The organism is Mucilaginibacter tolerans (assembly GCF_030519375.1).
In the GTDB taxonomy this organism is placed as follows: Bacteria; Bacteroidota; Bacteroidia; order Sphingobacteriales; family Sphingobacteriaceae; genus Mucilaginibacter.
In genome coordinates, this window is the sequence record NZ_JAUMKB010000021.1 from 17,052 (window position 1) to 35,287 (window position 18,236).

Below are 18,236 nucleotides of genomic sequence, written 5' to 3' on the forward strand. Positions count from 1 at the left end.
AAACTCAGCGTATGATCACTACCCACCCGGATAGTTTAGGCGTATTGTTTTTCAGGTCAATAATGTAATAATAGGTGCCCGCTGGTAAAGGTGAGCCATTTCGGGTACCGTCCCATGATTTTGGGTAACCGGTACTTTGATATACTTTTTGGCCATTGCGGTCGAATATTGAAACAAGACATGACGGATAAGTAATTAAGGCATCGATGTTCCAAAAGTCATTGATGCCATCATTATTCGGTGTGAATGCATTTGGGATGGTGATCTTTTTATAAACTCGTACAGAAACTGTACTTGTTGCTGTGCCACACGTTTGCGATACGACATTTAGGGTATAGGTAATATCATCTTTCGGGCTGGCATTGGGTGCAATAGCGTTTGGATTATCAAGACCCGTCGTAGGCGTCCAATAATGGTTGCTGATATTATCGCCAGCCATTGCGCCGTTTAACTGTACCGATTGCCCTTCGAAAATTACTTTATTATCACCCGCATTTGCTACAGGGTTATTGTTTACTGTTACCGTCACAGATTTGGTATCATCGTAGCAGGCGTCATTGCTTACTTTAACTGTGTATGTGGTAGTTTGTGAGGGGGTAGCTACCGGGTTGGGCATATCGTCATGATCTAATCCGGTTGACGGCGTCCATTTATAATAAATACCGCCGGATGCAGTCAGGCGTGTTGATTCACCTGCGCAAATCGTTGGGTTGTTGCCTACAACAGCCACCACTTTAGGAACAACCTTCACAGTTGTTTGTACAGATGCACTGGTACAATCACTGGTTGATGTAGCAACAACGGTATAAATACCGGCATTTGCAGGGGTAACATTATTAATAATAAGCGGGTTTTGATTACTTGAAGCGATATTCGGCCCCGACCAGGTGTAACTTGCACCTCCTGTAGCGGTTAATGTTAGCGCGTCTCCTTCGCAAACAATGGGAGTTGCGGGTAAGTGCGCTATTGGTAAAGGATTGACATTTATTGTAAGTGGCTGGGAACTCACACTGCAGGTGGGAGATAATATGTTTTCACCTTCGCCTACAGCCAGCCTGTATTGATAGACGCCGCTTTGAGCATTAGTGATATTTAAATTAAATACAGCACTCGTCTGCCCGGGAATATTCATCCAGCCGGTATTATTTTGATTGGCCTGCCATTGTAAAAATGGGTTATTGTACCCAGCGCCTACACTTGCTTTAAGCGTGTAACTTGCCTTGCTCCCCTCGCAAATATTTTGATCCCCCGTTGAGGTCAGGTCACCAAAACCTGTTTGTACAATCGGACCGCAAGGCCTGAAGGCAATATCATCCAATATCAGGTCATTGCCGTTGCCGCCCGGCGCGTTATTGATCATTTTAACTACGACATCGGTCACCCCGGCTGGTGTGGTAAAATTAGTAGCGTATTTATCCCACTTGGGTTGAGCTGTAGGTAGGATATCGCCGGTATTATGTGTTTTTAATACCTGCCCGGTAGTCGTCTCGATAGAAAAAGTAATATTAGGTGGAATTGAATTTGGCTTGCTTGCTGCAAGGGCGTATAAGTTCAGGATGTATGCCGAAAACTCATAGGTGGTATTTGGGCATAGTCCATTGGCTGTTTGCGTAAAAAAGGTACTTGGCTGGAAGCTGGCATTAACAATCATCATGTAGCCGTTCGGGTTACCGGTATGGTCGGTTGTTACATTATGCCAAACGCCGTAACAGTTTCCTGTAACGCTATTTGCTATGGTATAATAACCATCATTAGGACAATTGCTGGACGTGTAGTTCATATTGGTGATACCGCCAGACAAGGTCATGCCCGGGTTAGAGCCTGCGCCGAAAGTTTGGTCAATAACTGGATCGCCCAGGCTACCCGAACAAGTTTGAGCAAGGGACCTTGATGTGAAAAATATTAATAAAAAAAGTAAAAATAAGTCAGAGCTTCTCGGTCGCATTAATATTGATCGGGCAAAAAGCCCAACTTCAAAAATAATACTTTAAGTGATGTATTTCTTTGTCTATCAAATTCTTTATCAGCTAACGGTTTTTGCAGCATAAAGGGTTACATTTGTTGTAACCCCAGTTGATGCTTATGATGAAAATCTACCCTTCAATTTTTCTTTTTGCCGCAGCTCCCTTGATTAGTTTTTCTCAAAACAGAACAGATACTTTAAAGAAGGATGCTTTAAGACATTTAACAGAACTAACAGTAAAGGGCTACCTGATAGAGCAGCCGGTTTTGAGCGTACCTGCTTCGGTAGCGGTATTAAGTCCCTCTCAATTGGCTCTACAACCCGAAAATTCGCTGGTATCATCGATGAACACTGTTCCCGGAGTGCGTATGGAGGAGCGTTCCCCAGGAAGCTACCGTTTATCCATCCGGGGTAGTTTATTGCGCTCGCCTTTTGGAGTACGTGATATAAAGATATATTTTGACGAGATACCCCTAACCGATGCCGGAGGTAATACCTATCTGAATGCAGTAGATGTAAATAGCGTGCAAGGCATTGAAATACTAAAAGGCCCGGACGGTAGTCTGTTTGGAGCCAACTCAGGTGGCGTCGTGTTGATTAGCCCGGTTAGGCGTTATAATAATAGCAACTACTTATCAGCAGAACTAAATGGAGGTTCGTACGGGCTCTTTCATCAGAATGTTGGCCTGCAAAATACTTCGGGTAATCATCAGCTGAACATCAATCAAGCTTATGAAACTTATAGCGGCTACCGTCAGCATAGTTATATGGATCGCAATTATGTGCAGGCGGTTGATAAGGTAACTTTCTCTAAAGCTGATCAGCTTAAATTCCTGGGTTTTTATTCTGATATGGGTTATGAAACACCTGGCGGGTTGACATTGGCCCAATACCAGGCTGATCCAAAACAGGCGCGGCTACCCACCAAAACCTTGCCAGGAGCAATACAGCAAAAAGCAGGCGTTTATCAAAAAATAATGATCGGGGGTCTTGTAAATAACTGGCAGGTAACTGATCAGCTAAAAAATGTAACATCCATATTTGGCAGCTACGTGGATTTCTCCAATCCATTTATTACTACTTACAATCAGCGTTATGAAAGTACTTACGGTCTGCGAACCTATTTTGAATTAAGTGGCAAGCCGAACCCGGCAATTAACTGGAAAGTGAATGTTGGACTGGAATGGCAGCAAACCAACTCAGATATAAATAGCTATGGCAACAGATCGGGTGTGAGAGATACAGCACAAACGCTGGATAGAATACATACTAATCAGCACTTTATTTTTGCGCGTTACTTCGCAGATATTTATAAGCGTTTGCATGTAGAAGCAGCATTGAGCCTGAATTATTATGATTATAAATTCCGGAATGTATTCCCCAATAACGAAGCCGTATTTACAAACCGCAGCTTTACTCCGCAATTGATGCCAAGGTTAGCTTTATCTTACCAGATAACCAACAATTTTATCTGGCGTGCATCGGTAAGCCGTGGATATTCCACACCGACAACAGCCGAGATCAGGCCTACAGACCAGGTGATCAACACAAGTTTGCAGGCAGAAGACGGCTGGAACTATGAGACTGGTTTCAGGCTGCGTAATGCCGATGAGAGCATGTTCCTGGATGCCGCTGTTTTTTATTATAAGCTTAATAATGCCATCGACCCTCAGCAAAATGCCGATGGAACAACATACTACATCAATGCAGGGGGAACAAGTCAGCCAGGGCTTGAATTATATTTCAGCGACTGGGTTATCCGCCAAAACAATATCAGTTTCATCAGAGGTCTGCAAATAAATGCATCCGCTACAATTGATCGTTTTTCCTTCGAGAGCACGCATAATCAATTAACAGGAGTACCCAACCAGGTATTAGTTGGTAATGTGCAAATTAAGTTTCCAGAGCATTTGTATGTCTTTGGGCAATATAACTATACGGCAAAAATCCCCCTAAATGATGCCAGTACAGCCTATGCACCTGCTTACCATTTAGTAGAGGCAAAAGCAGGATGGGAGTGCGTGATAAGCCCTAAAACCAGGTTAGCCATTTACGTGGGTGCAGACAATATTCTGAACCAGAAATATAGCCTTGGTAATGATCTGAACGCAGTAGGAGGCCGGTATTATAACGCAGCCGCTCCCAGGAATTATTATGCGGGCCTGAAGCTTGTGCTTTAACTGGATGAGCACTAAAAGTTCCCATTTGCAGCGAGAACTTTTAGTGCTGCGGTGCTCTGTTATTTAGCTATCTCAGTAACGTTGCTACCCCTGCCTTTGTTGTTAAAAGTTCTAAATTTTATTAACGAATTTTCTATTGTAACACCATCGTTATACACAGAGCTTTTTGCGTCCGGATCTTTGCCGTTGGTGGTGTATCTGATAGTTAGACCGGGAAACTGTTCGTTAGCAATTAATTTACCATTTTGTTCTATCACTCCCGGTTTTGGGATGCGGTACCCATACCCACCATTAAGATAATCCAGACGGGGCAGCTCACGTTTGCCCAACACGTTTAAGAAATTTGACCATGCCTGAGCGTAAAGCTCCTGACTTTTGGTAGTATCATTTGTTGTCGCCCATTCAGGGTCCTGCGACCACGCACGTTCAGCAAATCCAAGCAAGCGTGGCAACAGCATGTATTCCTCGCGTTCTGTTGTTTTAACGGTTTCTCCCCACAGGGCGCATTGAAGACCAACAATATTGCTTTTGCCGTAGTCGGTCAGCCGTTGTTTGCCGATAAAGATATTGCGGTTAATTGGCAGCCCGTTTTTATCAACTTTGGTGTTTTTAAAATAATCAAAAGGAATAAAAGAAAAAGGTTTGTCAATATCCGAAAACGCCCCCCAGTAATAGCCCGGCTCATCAAACGATTTATAATTCGCCATATCAAAATACAGATTAGTTACACACGATAGCACCACTTTATAGCCCGAGTTGGCAAGACGATAGGCAAGGTCCTCATTTCCATCGCCCAGTGTGTTATTCCAAACTTCGGTTTGCAAGTGCTCCGGCATAAAGTCAGGATTTGGAACGTAAACAGGTCTGCCATCCAGCTTGGTTTTGCGCAATGCCATTTCTTCCCAGCCTGCAAGGTTAAGCCCTTTGGCTTTCAGCATCTGATTTACTTTGCCATAGAAATAATACCACAGGTCGCCTGTGTTTTGAATTTCAGGGTGACTGCCCTGCAGAGCAACATAAGCAGGGGATTTTTCCCAAACATGTGCGGGCACCTCGTCGCCACCAAAATGAATCATTTTTAGCGGTGCGCCTGCCTCTTTGTACATTGCTACAATATCATTGATAACTGTTCCAATAAAATTGTAGGTAGATGGCAGCGATACATCCATGATATTATCGTTCCAAAACTGGTTTGAGCTATACTCGGATTTGTCGTTTAGATCATACAGAAGATATTTTTCAGCTTCTGCTTTTTTACCTTGCGCCATCAATTTGGTATAGCGCGCATTCATTGCCTTGATAGCGGCACGGGCATGGCCCGGTGTTTCGATCTCAGTTATTACAGTAATATGTCTTTCATTAGCGTATTTTAATATCTCAACATAATCCGCTTTCGTATAAAAACCGCTTCCCGCCAGTTTACCGGTTTCAGGACCTGAACCATGGCATGCAGGTAAAAACTTCTTGCTGTCTAAAGAATGCCCGCGTTGTGAGCCTATTTCGGTTAATTCAGGTAACGACGGTATTTCCAATCTCCAGCCTTCATCCTCAGTTAAATGGAAGTGGAAGGTGTTGATCTTGTATAATGCAAGCAAATCAAGCAATCTTTCAACCTGCTTTTTTGTTTGAAAATTGCGGCCCACATCCAGCATAAATGCCCGGTAGCCAAAGCGGGGCGCATCCTGAATCTCTACACATTGTATTTTTATTTCGCTTTGCGGTTTAACATAAGCAGAAGGGGAGATCAGTGATAACAAGGATTGTATGCCATAAAATATCCCGGTCGGGGTAGAGGCCACGATGAAAATGGCCTTTGGCTTTACCTCCATGGCGTACCCTTGGGGGTTCATGCCTTCTTTATAAACCAGTTTAATGGTGTTTTCGCTTGCTGCGCTGCCGCCTTCAAGCATGGTTCTGAACTTGTCAGTCAATACCTCTGCCTCTTTTTCAAAACGGCTGTCGTTTACAATCTGCACGCCCGAGTTTAGTTTGAAAACACCTTTAATTTCCGAATAGCTTGTCGGCGAAGGGAATACTTTAGTCAACTGCTTTTCAGGAATATCGGTAATGCTTGCATTTTGATTGTAAATGATCTCAGGAGTAATCAGCCCTTTGTAAGTAGGCTTGAAAGGAGCAATGTTAACTCCCCCAACGGAATAGCCTTTATCAGTCTGTGCGTCCCAAACAACATAGAATCCTTCGGGTGCATCGGTGAAGTTAACAATATTGTCTGTATCTATAAATTCAATCCTTACCGAGCCTCCTGGTTTTAATTCAGTGAATGTGTTGAGCGGGGTAAAGCTGAACAGGTCGCCGTTGATATGCTCCACCTTAACATTTCCGGTTGGGCTTGTTGGTAAAAAATCATGCGGTGAATTGAAATATAATTTCCAACCGCTTGAAGGGAGGGTGTTTTTGCCGGTGTTGGTGATGGTAATGGCGTTTAATGATTGCGCCTTATTCTGATAGTCATCCTGAACTGCCTCCCATTTTATTTGTAAATCACGGGCATCAAGTGGTGGGGAATCAATTTTTGAGGCATTAGCCTTTGTGCCGACAAGGAAGATCAGCATTGTAATAAGTAATTGGCGCATAGTTTAGTATTAGGTTTTTATTGAATCGTAAATATAGACTTTTTTGCAAATTTTAAAAAGTATGATGTTCTTTATAAGAAAAATTGCTTTTGAAAAGAAAAGCTTAAGGTATTAGGCTAAAGCCCAACAGCAATGAATAGAAGATGAACCTGAAACAGGGTATCTATTCATTGACGTTCCATTTATGGAACGGTAAGTTAGACAAAATAAGGGGCTTTAGCCAAAAATAGCTGACAAAATTTGAAGAGGATTTCTGGTTTATAAAGAGAACTTTATCCACCCATCACCCTCATATCCAAAAATAAATTGTTTAGGGTGGATGATTTCGGCTAAAATTTCAATAGAGTCGACTATCCGTGGCCCGGGACGGTTAAAATAGTGATTGCCATCGGCAATGTAAAAACGGTTATTCTTTACAGCTTTCAATTCGGTAAACCCCGGCAATTGAAGTAACAGATTTGCTTCTTTCATAGTGCGCTCAATAGAAAATCCGCAGGGCATGACTACAATTGCGTCCGGATCTTGCTGCCGAATATCTTCCCATTTTACATAGGGCGAATGTTTCCCATTTTCTGCCAGAATCGGCACGCCTCCGGCAATATTAACTAATTCCGGAACCCAATTGCCTGACACCATCATTGGTTCCAGCCATTCGATACAAGCCACCTTTGGTTTATTCTCCATAAACTTCAGCTTGTGGCGGATGATATCTACACGTTCCTGTAATCCTTCTATTAATTGTTCGCCTTTCTCTGTGACACCCAAGACAACTGCCACTTCACGGATAGTATTAAATATCGCATCCAGGCTATCGGGTTGTAATGAGATGATAGTCGATTGTTTATCCAAATAATCCTCTAGTGCTTCTTCTACTTCTGTTAACGAAACAGCACATACCTCGCATTGCGCCTGCGTAATTACCACATCAGGCGACAGTTGTTTAATCACATCCCTCTTTACGGTGTAAACAGAAAGGGCATCAGTGAGCAGTTCCTTTACTTTGACATCGATAGCTGCACTGCTTAGATTGTCCTGGATATTGGCTTCCGAGCATATCGGCAATTGTTTTACCGAAGGCGGGAAATCACACTCATGCGAACGCCCAACCAGATTTTCTTCCAATCCTAAGGCGCAAACAATTTCGGTAGCAGCAGGTAACAGCGAGACAATTTTTTGGGATGGCATGACGCAAAGGTACTGTTAGCTGCTTACAGTTGAAAATATTAAGCCGACTGAACGATGCGCAAAGAATCCTCAAAACGGTCTGTTTGCAGATTGCGTTTGAGCTGATCCATGTGAACCAAAGCGTATAATCGCCGGTTGTTCATATCCGCCAGACTGATCTCGCCTGACCATATCCAGTCATTGAATTCACGATAACCGGATCGTGGCATATTGATATCGATTGGCCCCTGCGGATTGCTAAACAGGACAAATGAAGTGAGGTAGAACGTATGAATAATCTGTTGCATCAGGAAAAAACGGGCATGCTGGTATTCGGTAGGTTCTTCCTCAAAATAGTTTTGAAGATATTCTTTTTCATCCTTATTGTTAGCGATCAAAAAGTTTCCGGCTATGGCCAGATCGGCATACCGGTCATTTGAAAAAGCCGCTTCCCAATCTACCAGCCATAGTTTTTCACCATTATAAAGTGTATTTTCCGGTTTCAGATCGCTGTGACTGGATACCATATCTTTGGGGTTACGCGGGTAGGTTTTGTTAATCCTGTCAAACTGCCGGAATAGTTCGCTAATTTCTTCTTCCGGCATCAATTTCGATTCCAGAAGCTTTTTATTGAAGCGCGCCGCAGCATCTATGTATTGAAAAACCGGAAAAAGAGGGAGCGAATGCAGCTTCCTTAAAGCTTTTGGCATTTTTATCCTCGCTTCTTCAACTGGAAAAGGTTTAACATCAACAAAATCTGTGATCGCAATCCTGTCGGAAATGCTGGTGTACCACACCTTGGGAGCAACCCCAATTTCAGCACCGGCCCGCATGCAATTGTATTCGCGTTCCGGATTAGCAAACTCGTCAGTACGCATAATGATGCGGAGCAGGTAAGGTTTACCTTGTATTACTATGCGGTAAACCAAAGCTGATGAAAGCCCGGCAGTAAGCTGACGGATATCTTCAATATCAGTGGTTCCAAATGCTGCTTGTAAGGCTTTGTCAACAACAGTTCTCTTGTCTTCAGGTATCATGAAATGTTGGCTTAATTATTGGTAATCAGTCAAATGTATTTATGCTTTTTAAATTTTTTCTGCTTTTGATAATATATTTTTTCCGGCAAACTTTAATTAAAATATTTGCGTTAACCTAATAGAACCCCCCTGATTTCAGGCTGTAAAAATTCAAAAAAGCGGGCATAAATCCGATCGGATATCTTCAAGTCAACAATAAAGCCTAATTTAGTCCCCAATGATCTTCTTAACCTTTTTCATTGGCCTTATCGCCAACTTTATTGGGTACATACCGCCGGGGAATATCAATTTGGCATTGGTGCAGATCACCATTAACCGGGGTATGAAACAGGCTTTGCAATTTATTACTGCCTTTTCCTGCGTCGAGTTCTTTTTTACTTATTTTATTATGAATGCGGCCGACTGGCTGTCGATGCAGGTGCACCTGGATACGGCCATCGATTGGGTGATGGTTGTGTTGTTTGGTTCGATGGGAGCAATCACCTGGATGCATCGTAATAAACCACCTAAAGAGTCAAAAAACTCAAGCCGGGATAGTATTACATACGGCATTTTATTGGGTTTCCTGAACCCGGTGCAAATACCTTTTTGGATGATCACCGGCACTTACCTGATCACGCATGAATGGATTGAAACAGGCAGATGGCCGCTCGCTCTCTTTAGCGTTGGGTCGGCTGCAGGCGCATTTTTGTGTCTGTTTATTTATGCAAAGTCGGCGCGATATGTTAGGGATAAACTCGATTTAAGTAACAGGACGATCAATACCGGTATTGCTATTTTATTCTTTTCGTTCTCACTATACCATATTGTAAAGCAGTTGTATCTGCATGTTTTTAAGCATTAATTAGCCCAACAAGCCCAACACTGCTTCCTTATCTCTTCCTAACTGTATTGTTAAATCTTCCAGCGAAGTAAATTTAATATCACCCCGTACAAAGTGCAGAAATTCCATGCGAATAGGCTGAGTATAGATATCATGGTTGAAATCGAAGATGTTTACTTCGATGTTCCGGGTAATACCGTTGATAGTAGGGCGGTGACCGATATAGCCCATCCCTTTGTGCTTTTGATCGCCGAGCCATATGTGTACAGCAAATATGCCATCGCCGGGAATCAGCTTATAAGTTTCTTCTATCAGGATATTGGCTGTAGGATAGCCGATTGTGCGCCCGATTTGATCGCCGCGGTTTACTTTACCGCTGATAAAAAACGGGTAACCCAAAAATTCATTTGCCAGTTCGATCTGGTCGCCTAACAAGGCATTGCGGATACGCGTAGAACTCACCGCCACGTCATGAATATCCTGCTCGGGTATCTCGATCACATTATAACCGTAAACAGGGGCTAATTGTTGCAGATCGGCCAAACTACCCTGGCGGTCTTTGCCAAAGCGGTGGTCATAACCGATTACAATGGTTTTAGTCCCGATTTTATTTACCAATACTTCACGGATGTATTCCTCGGCAGTCTGGTTGGAGAAGTCTCTCGAAAAGGGAGTGATGATGAGGTGATCGATGCCTAATTGCTCCAATAGATGCGCCTTCTCATCCATGGTGTTGATCATCTTCAAGTCCTGATCTTCAGGATGTATGATCATACGCGGATGAGGAAAGAACGTCAATATCACTGTTTCGCCGCCCGATGCTTTCGCCAACTGCTTTACCCGCTCAATGATTTTGCGATGTCCCAAATGCACACCATCAAAAGTGCCGATGGTAACCACCGCATTTTTAACAGGTACAAATTCGTCGATATGATGGTAGATTTTCATTATTGTGATAACACCGATTCTCTTATGATTACATAGATTAAGGCCAATGGTTGCCTTGTCGATTAAAATTTACTCGACTGTTGCTTTTAATTCCCTTATTGTGTTGACTAATTCCATTACCTCCCAGGCGTCGCCAATTACAAAACTACCGCTACGTGTGCGCCTTAAACGCGATAAATAAGCTCCGTTATTTAAGGCTTTACCAAAGTCGTTTACTAATGAACGGATATAAGTGCCCTTGCTGCATACTACCTTGAAATCAACTTCCGGCAGTTCAACCCGGGTTATTTCAAACGCCGTGATCGTGACATTGCGAAGGCGAAGCTCGACATCCTCGCCGCGGCGCGCTTTCTCGTATAGTCGCTCCCCATCAATCTTTACAGCCGAATGGGCAGGAGGGTATTGCTGGATATCTCCAATAAACTGCTCACAAACGGCGTGTATTTGTTCAGGGCTGATATCGGCGGTACTGAATAATTGCTCCGGTTCGCTTTCCAGGTCGTAGGTTGGGGTAACAGAGCCTAATACCATGGTGCCGGTATACTCCTTTTCCTCAGCCTGAAAGTTATCAATCTGCTTAGTCATCTTCCCAGTGCAGATGATGAGCAGGCCTGTAGCAAGCGGATCGAGCGTGCCTGCATGGCCCACCTTCAGCTTCAGCGGTTTAAAGGCATTGCGTATTTTGCCCACCACGTCAAAGCTGGTCCATTTATAGGGTTTATTTACCAGTAGTAGCTGCCCCTCAGCAAATTCTCCTATGTTGGCGAAAGTTCGTTTCAAGTGTGCTTTTTGCGCAAAGGTAGGATTATTGTCTGAACTGGCTGAATCGCTGATTAAACAGATTACCGGATTATGCGGGTGATCGGCGAAATCATCTAATCATTCAAATCAACGATTCATACATTATGCAACGCATTACCCGCGAAATACAGGATAATGATAACAGCACCTGCCAGTATACGGTACCAGCCGAATACCTTAAACCCGCGTTTCTCTAAAAAGGTGATAAATGTTTTGATGGCCAGCAGGGCTACAATAAAGGCAATCACACTGCCGATTAGTAAGAATTTAATATCCTGGTGAAAATTTGGTGTGCTGAAATAGCCATTCTTTTTATAATCCCACAAGTCTTTCACCGTTGCACCAAACATGGTAGGTACCGCCAGGAAGAAAGAGAATTCAGCTGCTGCAGTACGGCTTAGCTTTTGCGACATACCTCCTACGATAGAAGCAGCAGAGCGGGAGACCCCAGGTATCATGGCCAAACACTGGAAGAAACCAATTTTCAACGCGGTAATATGGCTAATCTTCTTTTCCTCGTTGATTTGAGGTTTGTTGAACCAGTCGTCAACAAACAACAGGATGATACCACCGACTACAAACGAAACTGCTACAATCAGTGGGTTCTCCAACCATTTATCAATGTGTTTCTTTAGCAGCAGGCCCAATATTATGGCAGGGATTACGCCTATTACCAGTTTGATATAGAAATCGACTGACCGTACAAAGCGCTTAAAGTAGAGTACAACTACAGCCAGGATAGCGCCTAACTGGATCACTACTTCAAAAAGCTTTACAAACTCGTCTTTATTGATGCCCATTAATGAGCTGGCTACTACCATGTGACCGGTTGATGATACAGGCAAAAACTCAGTCAGTCCTTCGATAATAGCCAGGATGATAACGTGGATGATGTTCATAGGTGGGGTATAGTTGGATTAAGTTAGATTGAGTGAAGTGGCTGATTAAGTTAAGTGGTTGGTTAGGTTAAAACAATTTAACTTAATCAACTCAATCCAACTTATTCAACCCAATCAACTACGCGTTAGCAGACGGTTTCTTCAATATGGCGTAAAAGCCTATAGCGAAACCGGCCAATACCACTACCGGGGCCACAACTATTTTAGTGGTGCTGTAAATATCTGTAGTGCCCGACATCAGGATAAACCCGAAAATTACCACTGCAATAGCGATGATGAACCAGCGGTAGTTGCTTTTATCAAAAACGAATTTTACGGGAACATGTCCTGCTTCTTTTGACGATGTTTTGATGGGACTGGTTGGCTTTGTTTGAACTTGTGCCATATATTTAAATTAATGATTGTCTGAATTAGTGATTTTGCTTTCTGCCTTAGTCTTTTAGACCTCGGCTTATCTGTACAGATTAAAGATCTTTAAACGCAAATATTTGTTTACTGCTAAGAATGTGCTGAAGCCGGAAATAAAAATGCCCAAACCTACTACTATGGCGAATACGATACCAAACTCGGTGTAGTTTTGCAAGATCACCAGGTCGGGTATTTGTTTTTCGGCTAAATAAAGCGCACCCATGAGTATCATGATGGCGATCAGCGCACCTAAAATGCCGTGCCAGATACCGTATAATATAAATGGTTTGCGTATAAAATTCTTTGTTGCGCCTACCAATTGCATCGATTTGATCAAAAACCTTTGCGAATAAATTGCCAGACGAATAGTGTTGTTGATGAGCGCTACCGACAGCAATACAAATATGGCAGCAAAACCCAGGATGATCAAACTGATGGAAGTCAGGTTCTGGTTCATCTGGTCGACAAGTGATTGCTGATACTTTACCTCTTTGATGACCGGGTTTTTCATCAACTCGGTTTTAAATTTCTCAATATCCGTATTGTTGGCGTATTGCGCTTTCAGGTAAACATCCAGTGAGCCCGAAAGCGGATTATAGCCCAGGAATTTTACAAAGTCTTCACCAAGATCTTTTTGCAGGTTGCGGGCGGCGAGTTCTTTGTTGACATACTGCGTTTGTTTTACCATCGGGTTGGCGTCCAGTTGCTTTTGCAGTTGCAACACATCGGTTTCGTGGGCGCTTTCATCCACATAAATATTCAGCACAATGTTTTCTTTCACATAGCGCGAAAGATTATTGGCATCCACCAGCAAAAGGCCCAGCAAACCGATCATCAGCAATACCATTGCGATACCAAAAACGGTTGATATATAAATGGTTTTGGTCTTTTTAGCTGACTCGCTTGCTTCAAATTCTTCCATACGACTTAGATATGAGATGTTAGATTTGAGATATGAGATTGATCTCAATGTCGCGAAAATAACAATCCTGTCTTTAAAGGTAAAACTTTATGTGTTATTATTATTTGCAAAGGTGTGCCCTTAACACATTTTAACAAAAATTAACAACAAGGATTATACGATTTTGATGGATTGAAAATGATATGATTTGATCCATCAACAAAATAGGTTTAAGTTTTGTTAGTTCTGAAAATAGTGTCATGACAAAGCCTGCAAACTCCACCAATAAGCCATCTCCATCTGATACGCCAACGCATCGTCCGCATGATGAGGGTAATAAAGCCATACGGCATCAAAGTGATAGGCATTACCATGCTGATCAACCTCATGCCGGTGACATAGCTAAAAAGCATGAGAAAGAAGAGCAGCCCGTAAGCCCAATAAAAACTCCACCCAAAGAAAAGGGAATGGACAAAGGGAAGGTGCAGCCATAGATTTTTAAGACTCAGACCATGGGCTCAACTCACGACTTCACAATCCCTGCCGAGTTAAACTGCAGATCGTACAGCTTACGGTAGTAACCGTGTTCAATTTTGAGTAGCTCCTGATGTGTGCCCATCTCTTTTATCTCGCCATGATCCAGGACAATGATCTTATCGGCATTTTGAATGGTGGATAAACGGTGAGCGATAACAATGGCTGTGCGGCCCTGCATCAGCTTATTAATAGCGTTTTGGATAAGCAATTCAGTCTCGGTATCTACCGATGAGGTAGCCTCATCCAATACCAAAATAGCCGGGTCATACACTAAAGCACGTATGAAAGAGATTAGCTGGGCCTGACCGGACGACAAGGTAGCGCCACGCTCCATTACATTATAATCATATCCGCCGGGCAATCGCTCAATAAAATCATGAGCGCCTACATCTTTTGCTGCCGCGACGATTTGCTCGCGGGTAATAGCCGGATTGTTCAAGCTGATATTGTTGGCAATGGTATCTGAAAACAGGAAAACATCCTGTATAACGGTAGCTATTTGCGAACGAAGGTAGTTCACATCGTATTCCCTTATGTCGATGCCATCTACCTTTGCGGTTCCTTGACCTATTTCATAAAAACGGTTCAGGATATTAATAGTGGACGATTTACCTGCTCCCGTAGCGCCAACCAAAGCCAATGTCTCGCCAGGATTAACATGGAAGTTGACGTTTTTGAGTACCCAGTTCTCATCATTATAGGCAAACCAAATGTTTTCAAAGGCAATTGCACCACGCAAACTGGCTGGCTTCAGCGTGCCGGTATTAACTGCTACTTCATCTGTATCCAAAACTTTAAAAATGCGGTCGGCGCCCACCATCCCCATTTGCAGGGTATTGAATTTATCAGCTAACTGCCTTATCGGACGGAACAAGAGGTTAAGTAGTACAATAAAACTTAATATCATTCCAGGTGTAACCGGGTTATTATGGGTGCCCAGTGAAGCTAGTTGCTGATCTGTCAGAATCCTTTTACAACCGTACCAAACCAGTAAGGCCATGCTGCATGCAAAAAGTATTTCGACAACCGGGAAAAAGATAGAATAATACCAGTTGGAGCGGATGTTAGCATCGCGGTATTTTTCATTTACAGCTTTGAACTTCCGCATCTCCTGATCCTCACGAGAGAAGTATTGGATTATGCTGATACCTGAAATATGCTCGGCCAAAAAAGTATTTAAATGCGCTACCTGTGTGCGCACTTCCTGGAAGGATGATTTGATAGCCTCTTTAAAAACATAGGTAGATAACATCAGGAAAGGCATAGGTATTAGGGTAATGAGCGCCAGCTTCCAATCGCTGATCATCATCAGGATAATGATGGCCAATACCAACAGCAGATCGCCAACAATGGAGATCAGTCCCTCCGAAAAAATATCGGCAATGGTTTCCAGGTCAGATACGGTACGGGTGATGAGCATACCGATTGGTGTGCGGTCGAAATATTTTAACCGCAGGCTCATAATGTGGTTGAACACATCTTTGCGCAGGTCGCGTATTACAGACTGACCCAACGCATTGGTAGAGTAGGTTTGATAATACTGTACCGCAGTTTGTATGGCTAACTGTGCGATCATCAGCACAACCATCAACACCAGGCCGTTGTAGTTATTGGTAAGGATATATTTGTCCAGCGTCAGCTGCATCAAGATAGGCTGCACCAAAGCGCTGCCGGCCAAAAAGATGGTCAGACAGGCAGCAATGACGAATGTAGCCCTGTAAGGTTTTACATACTTCATCACCCGCCCCAGCAGGTTCCAATCAAGCGCTTTTCCGGTTACGTTAGACATTTTTATTTACGAATTTAGATTTACGATTTACGATTGGCTTTACTTCTTCAGACGCCACTACAGGGTTCAAATCTAAAATCGTAATTCGTAAATATAAAATCATCACTATTACAAATATGGATATTTTACTTCCGTTAAATACAACCCGCAAGCCGGTACCGATGTTCCTGCATTGCTGCGGTTTTTGCTTTCGATGATCGCCCGCACATCTTCCGGCTGAATCTCTTTACGGCCCACCTGCATTAAAGTCCCCACTATAGCGCGTACCATGTTACGCAAAAAGCGATCGGCTGTGATATGGAAAACCAGGCAATGTTTGCTGTAAACCCATTCGGCCCGTGTTATTTTACAATTATTGGTATAGGTTTGCGTATTAGATTTGCTGAAGCAGCTAAAATCGGTATGCTCCATAATGATGCGCGCCGCAGCATTCATCAGGGCAATGTCCGGTTTATCCCTTAACTGCCACGAATGATTGATCTTGAACGGATCCTTATTAAAATGTACATGATACTCATATGAACGTGAAGTGGCATCAAACCGTGCATGCGCCTCGGCATCAACCGGAATAATACGTTTTATAGCTATGGTATTGGGTAAAATAGCATTTAAACTATTAGCGGTTTTTATTAAGTCGATAGTCGATGGACCGGGGCCGATAGCTTGTTTATCCATTGACCATTGACTATTGACCGTTGACCCCACGTCGAAATGCAAAAAAAAATCTCTCGCATGTACGCCGGTATCTGTACGGCCACAACCTATAGTCTCAATAGGCTGGCGCAAAACAGTATAAAGTGCATCATTCAACACTTCCTGCACAGTAACCGCATTGGGCTGTACCTGCCAGCCGTGAAAATCGGTACCGTCGTAAGCCAGTTCAATAAAATAGCGTTGTTTTTCGGACACGAGGCAAAGTTAAATTTTGATTTACGATTTAAGAATTATCAATTACGATTTGAAAGTCATGTTTTTAACCCTATTTCAGGATTTTGATTCAAACAATTTTATATTTGCGCTACGCGAGGTTGTATTAGTTGTAATGGTTGTAGTAGTTGAAAGTATTGTTTTAGAATAACCAGTGCAACCAATACAACTTTTACAAGCCCTACAATATTTTCAACTTTAACAAAATGATCCAACGTATACAAAGCATTTACTTATTACTTGCCAGCCTGGCTGTTTTCGCACTTTTCCTGTTCCCATTGGTACATAATGTTTACGTAGCCGGGGTGCCATCAACTATTACGGTAAGCGGTATTTACCGGGATGTGAACGGCGCACAAGCGCATACGGAAAGTTTTATTGCACTAATAGCAGCTACAGCAGTAGTAGCAATTATGCCCCTTATCCTGATATTTTTATACAAAAACCGCAAGCAGCAGGCGATGTTGTGCTATGGCTATATCGTCGTTATATTCGGGTATAGCTTCTGGATGGCCGAAACAGTAAAATCTTATACAGGCGACGTTAGTTTAAACACCAATAATTTTGGTATCGGTGCGTTATTAAGCTCGGTAAGCATCATTTTTGCATTGCTGGCGGCAAAGGCCATTCAGCGCGACGAAAAGTTAGTAAAATCGGCAGACAGATTAAGGTAGAACACGATTAAAAGTTTAACAGGATGAAGAATTGGATGAAGATAATATTGTTCTGCATTACGTCGGTAATATTTATCGGGTGCGACAGGATAACCAAAAACCTGGCAAAAGAGCACCTAATGTATCATGAGCCAATTTCCTATTTACATAATACCGTTCGCCTGGAGTATGTAGAAAATACCGGTGCTGCCTTAAGCCTGGGTGATCAGCTTTCCAAGCCGGTTAGTTTCTGGCTGCTGAGCGTCGTCCCATTAGTTTGTTTACTGGTGCTTGCCGGTTATGTTCTTGCTAAAATTAATACTTATAATTCGCTGAAACTATTTTCGTTCGCACTCATTATTTCAGGTGGCTTAGGCAATATCATCGACCGGCTGATGTTCGACCGTCATGTAACCGATTTTATGAATGTTGGCATTAGCAACTTCCGTACAGGTATATTTAATGTGGCGGATATGTGCGTTACTGCAGGAGTGATCGGGTTGCTGTTATCGCTGAGGGAGAAGAGAGATATAGAGCCAGAAACGGAGCAGATTGGTTAATCCTCCGTTTATACGCACCCGGTCATTGCTTCGCTCGCCCTCCCCCTCTTTA

Annotated in this window: 16 protein-coding genes; 5 read left to right on the plus strand and 11 right to left on the minus strand. The window is 42.9% G+C overall.

What is annotated here, in order from left to right:
- Positions 1-4: 4 nt before the first annotated feature.
- The gene (locus Q3A68_RS20675) at positions 5-1,945 is read right to left on the minus strand and encodes a T9SS type B sorting domain-containing protein (protein WP_302903036.1); all 1,941 of its coding nucleotides are present in this window, start codon (positions 1,943-1,945) and stop codon (positions 5-7) included.
- A gap of 137 nt (positions 1,946-2,082) precedes the next feature.
- Here Q3A68_RS20675 and Q3A68_RS20680 point away from each other — a divergent pair, with 137 nt between their 5' ends.
- Positions 2,083-4,143, plus strand: a complete 2,061-nt coding sequence (locus Q3A68_RS20680; protein WP_302903037.1) for a TonB-dependent receptor — start codon at positions 2,083-2,085, stop codon at positions 4,141-4,143.
- Between the two features lie 59 nt (positions 4,144-4,202).
- On the opposite strand, the gene Q3A68_RS20685 is transcribed toward Q3A68_RS20680, so the two are convergent.
- The 3 genes from Q3A68_RS20685 to Q3A68_RS20695 form a co-directional block, all read right to left on the minus strand.
- The gene (locus Q3A68_RS20685) at positions 4,203-6,737 is read right to left on the minus strand and encodes a family 20 glycosylhydrolase (RefSeq protein ID WP_302903038.1); all 2,535 of its coding nucleotides are present in this window, start codon (positions 6,735-6,737) and stop codon (positions 4,203-4,205) included.
- A gap of 258 nt (positions 6,738-6,995) precedes the next feature.
- A complete protein-coding gene (locus Q3A68_RS20690) occupies positions 6,996-7,922 on the minus strand; it encodes a cobalamin-binding protein (protein ID WP_302903039.1) in 927 nt (308 codons plus the stop codon).
- A 38-nt stretch (positions 7,923-7,960) separates the two neighbouring features.
- A complete protein-coding gene (locus Q3A68_RS20695) occupies positions 7,961-8,938 on the minus strand; it encodes a phosphotransferase (protein WP_302903040.1) in 978 nt (325 codons plus the stop codon).
- Positions 8,939-9,155: 217 nt separating this feature from the next.
- On the opposite strand from Q3A68_RS20695, the gene Q3A68_RS20700 reads away from it, so the two are divergent.
- Positions 9,156-9,782 carry a LysE family transporter gene (locus Q3A68_RS20700; protein ID WP_302903041.1) on the plus strand — a complete coding sequence of 209 codons (627 nt, stop codon included), beginning with the start codon at positions 9,156-9,158 and terminating at the stop codon, positions 9,780-9,782.
- Here the strand turns inward: Q3A68_RS20700 and Q3A68_RS20705 are convergent, their stop codons facing one another.
- From Q3A68_RS20705 to Q3A68_RS20725, 5 genes are all read right to left on the minus strand, one after another.
- Entirely contained in the window at positions 9,783-10,709 is a 927-nt protein-coding gene (locus tag Q3A68_RS20705) for a bifunctional riboflavin kinase/FAD synthetase (RefSeq protein ID WP_302903042.1), read from the minus strand.
- 69 nt (positions 10,710-10,778) lie between these two features.
- Positions 10,779-11,489: a tRNA pseudouridine(55) synthase TruB gene (truB, locus tag Q3A68_RS20710; protein WP_302903043.1), complete on the minus strand. Its 711-nt coding sequence runs from the start codon at positions 11,487-11,489 to the stop codon at positions 10,779-10,781.
- A 116-nt stretch (positions 11,490-11,605) separates the two neighbouring features.
- The gene (locus Q3A68_RS20715) at positions 11,606-12,409 is read right to left on the minus strand and encodes an undecaprenyl-diphosphate phosphatase (RefSeq protein WP_302903044.1); all 804 of its coding nucleotides are present in this window, start codon (positions 12,407-12,409) and stop codon (positions 11,606-11,608) included.
- A gap of 118 nt (positions 12,410-12,527) precedes the next feature.
- Entirely contained in the window at positions 12,528-12,794 is a 267-nt protein-coding gene (locus tag Q3A68_RS20720; RefSeq protein ID WP_302903045.1) for a DUF3098 domain-containing protein, read from the minus strand.
- Positions 12,795-12,860: 66 nt separating this feature from the next.
- Positions 12,861-13,739: a cell division protein FtsX gene (locus tag Q3A68_RS20725; protein WP_302903046.1), complete on the minus strand. Its 879-nt coding sequence runs from the start codon at positions 13,737-13,739 to the stop codon at positions 12,861-12,863.
- 239 nt (positions 13,740-13,978) lie between these two features.
- Between Q3A68_RS20725 and Q3A68_RS20730 the strand changes: the two genes are divergently transcribed.
- Entirely contained in the window at positions 13,979-14,212 is a 234-nt protein-coding gene (locus tag Q3A68_RS20730) for a hypothetical protein (protein WP_302903047.1), read from the plus strand.
- Between the two features lie 29 nt (positions 14,213-14,241).
- Here the strand turns inward: Q3A68_RS20730 and Q3A68_RS20735 are convergent, their stop codons facing one another.
- Complete coding sequence (locus tag Q3A68_RS20735; protein ID WP_302903048.1) at positions 14,242-16,044, minus strand: ABC transporter ATP-binding protein; 1,803 nt, start codon at positions 16,042-16,044, stop codon at positions 14,242-14,244.
- A 108-nt stretch (positions 16,045-16,152) separates the two neighbouring features.
- A complete protein-coding gene (gene truA / locus Q3A68_RS20740) occupies positions 16,153-16,953 on the minus strand; it encodes a tRNA pseudouridine(38-40) synthase TruA (protein WP_302903049.1) in 801 nt (266 codons plus the stop codon).
- A 224-nt stretch (positions 16,954-17,177) separates the two neighbouring features.
- Between truA and Q3A68_RS20745 the strand changes: the two genes are divergently transcribed.
- Positions 17,178-17,645, plus strand: coding sequence for a DUF4293 domain-containing protein (locus Q3A68_RS20745; protein ID WP_302903050.1), 468 nt, complete (start codon positions 17,178-17,180; stop codon positions 17,643-17,645).
- Positions 17,646-17,680: 35 nt separating this feature from the next.
- The gene (gene lspA / locus Q3A68_RS20750; RefSeq protein WP_302903051.1) at positions 17,681-18,184 is read left to right on the plus strand and encodes a signal peptidase II; all 504 of its coding nucleotides are present in this window, start codon (positions 17,681-17,683) and stop codon (positions 18,182-18,184) included.
- The last annotated feature ends 52 nt before the right edge of the window (positions 18,185-18,236 follow it).

What these genes read in the sequence shown, in the direction of transcription:
- Q3A68_RS20675 (WP_302903036.1), bottom strand. Translation starts at nt 1,945, where the DNA reads ATGCGACCGAGAAGCTCTGACTTATTTTTACTTTTTTTATTAATATTT.
- Q3A68_RS20680 (WP_302903037.1), top strand. Translation starts at nt 2,083, where the DNA reads ATGATGAAAATCTACCCTTCAATTTTTCTTTTTGCCGCAGCTCCCTTG.
- Q3A68_RS20685 (WP_302903038.1), bottom strand. Translation starts at nt 6,737, where the DNA reads ATGCGCCAATTACTTATTACAATGCTGATCTTCCTTGTCGGCACAAAG.
- Q3A68_RS20690 (WP_302903039.1), bottom strand. Translation starts at nt 7,922, where the DNA reads ATGCCATCCCAAAAAATTGTCTCGCTGTTACCTGCTGCTACCGAAATT.
- Q3A68_RS20695 (WP_302903040.1), bottom strand. Translation starts at nt 8,938, where the DNA reads ATGATACCTGAAGACAAGAGAACTGTTGTTGACAAAGCCTTACAAGCA.
- Q3A68_RS20700 (WP_302903041.1), top strand. Translation starts at nt 9,156, where the DNA reads ATGATCTTCTTAACCTTTTTCATTGGCCTTATCGCCAACTTTATTGGG.
- Q3A68_RS20705 (WP_302903042.1), bottom strand. Translation starts at nt 10,709, where the DNA reads ATGAAAATCTACCATCATATCGACGAATTTGTACCTGTTAAAAATGCG.
- Q3A68_RS20715 (WP_302903044.1), bottom strand. Translation starts at nt 12,409, where the DNA reads ATGAACATCATCCACGTTATCATCCTGGCTATTATCGAAGGACTGACT.
- Q3A68_RS20720 (WP_302903045.1), bottom strand. Translation starts at nt 12,794, where the DNA reads ATGGCACAAGTTCAAACAAAGCCAACCAGTCCCATCAAAACATCGTCA.
- Q3A68_RS20725 (WP_302903046.1), bottom strand. Translation starts at nt 13,739, where the DNA reads ATGGAAGAATTTGAAGCAAGCGAGTCAGCTAAAAAGACCAAAACCATT.
- Q3A68_RS20730 (WP_302903047.1), top strand. Translation starts at nt 13,979, where the DNA reads ATGACAAAGCCTGCAAACTCCACCAATAAGCCATCTCCATCTGATACG.
- Q3A68_RS20735 (WP_302903048.1), bottom strand. Translation starts at nt 16,044, where the DNA reads ATGTCTAACGTAACCGGAAAAGCGCTTGATTGGAACCTGCTGGGGCGG.
- Q3A68_RS20745 (WP_302903050.1), top strand. Translation starts at nt 17,178, where the DNA reads ATGATCCAACGTATACAAAGCATTTACTTATTACTTGCCAGCCTGGCT.
- lspA (WP_302903051.1), top strand. Translation starts at nt 17,681, where the DNA reads ATGAAGATAATATTGTTCTGCATTACGTCGGTAATATTTATCGGGTGC.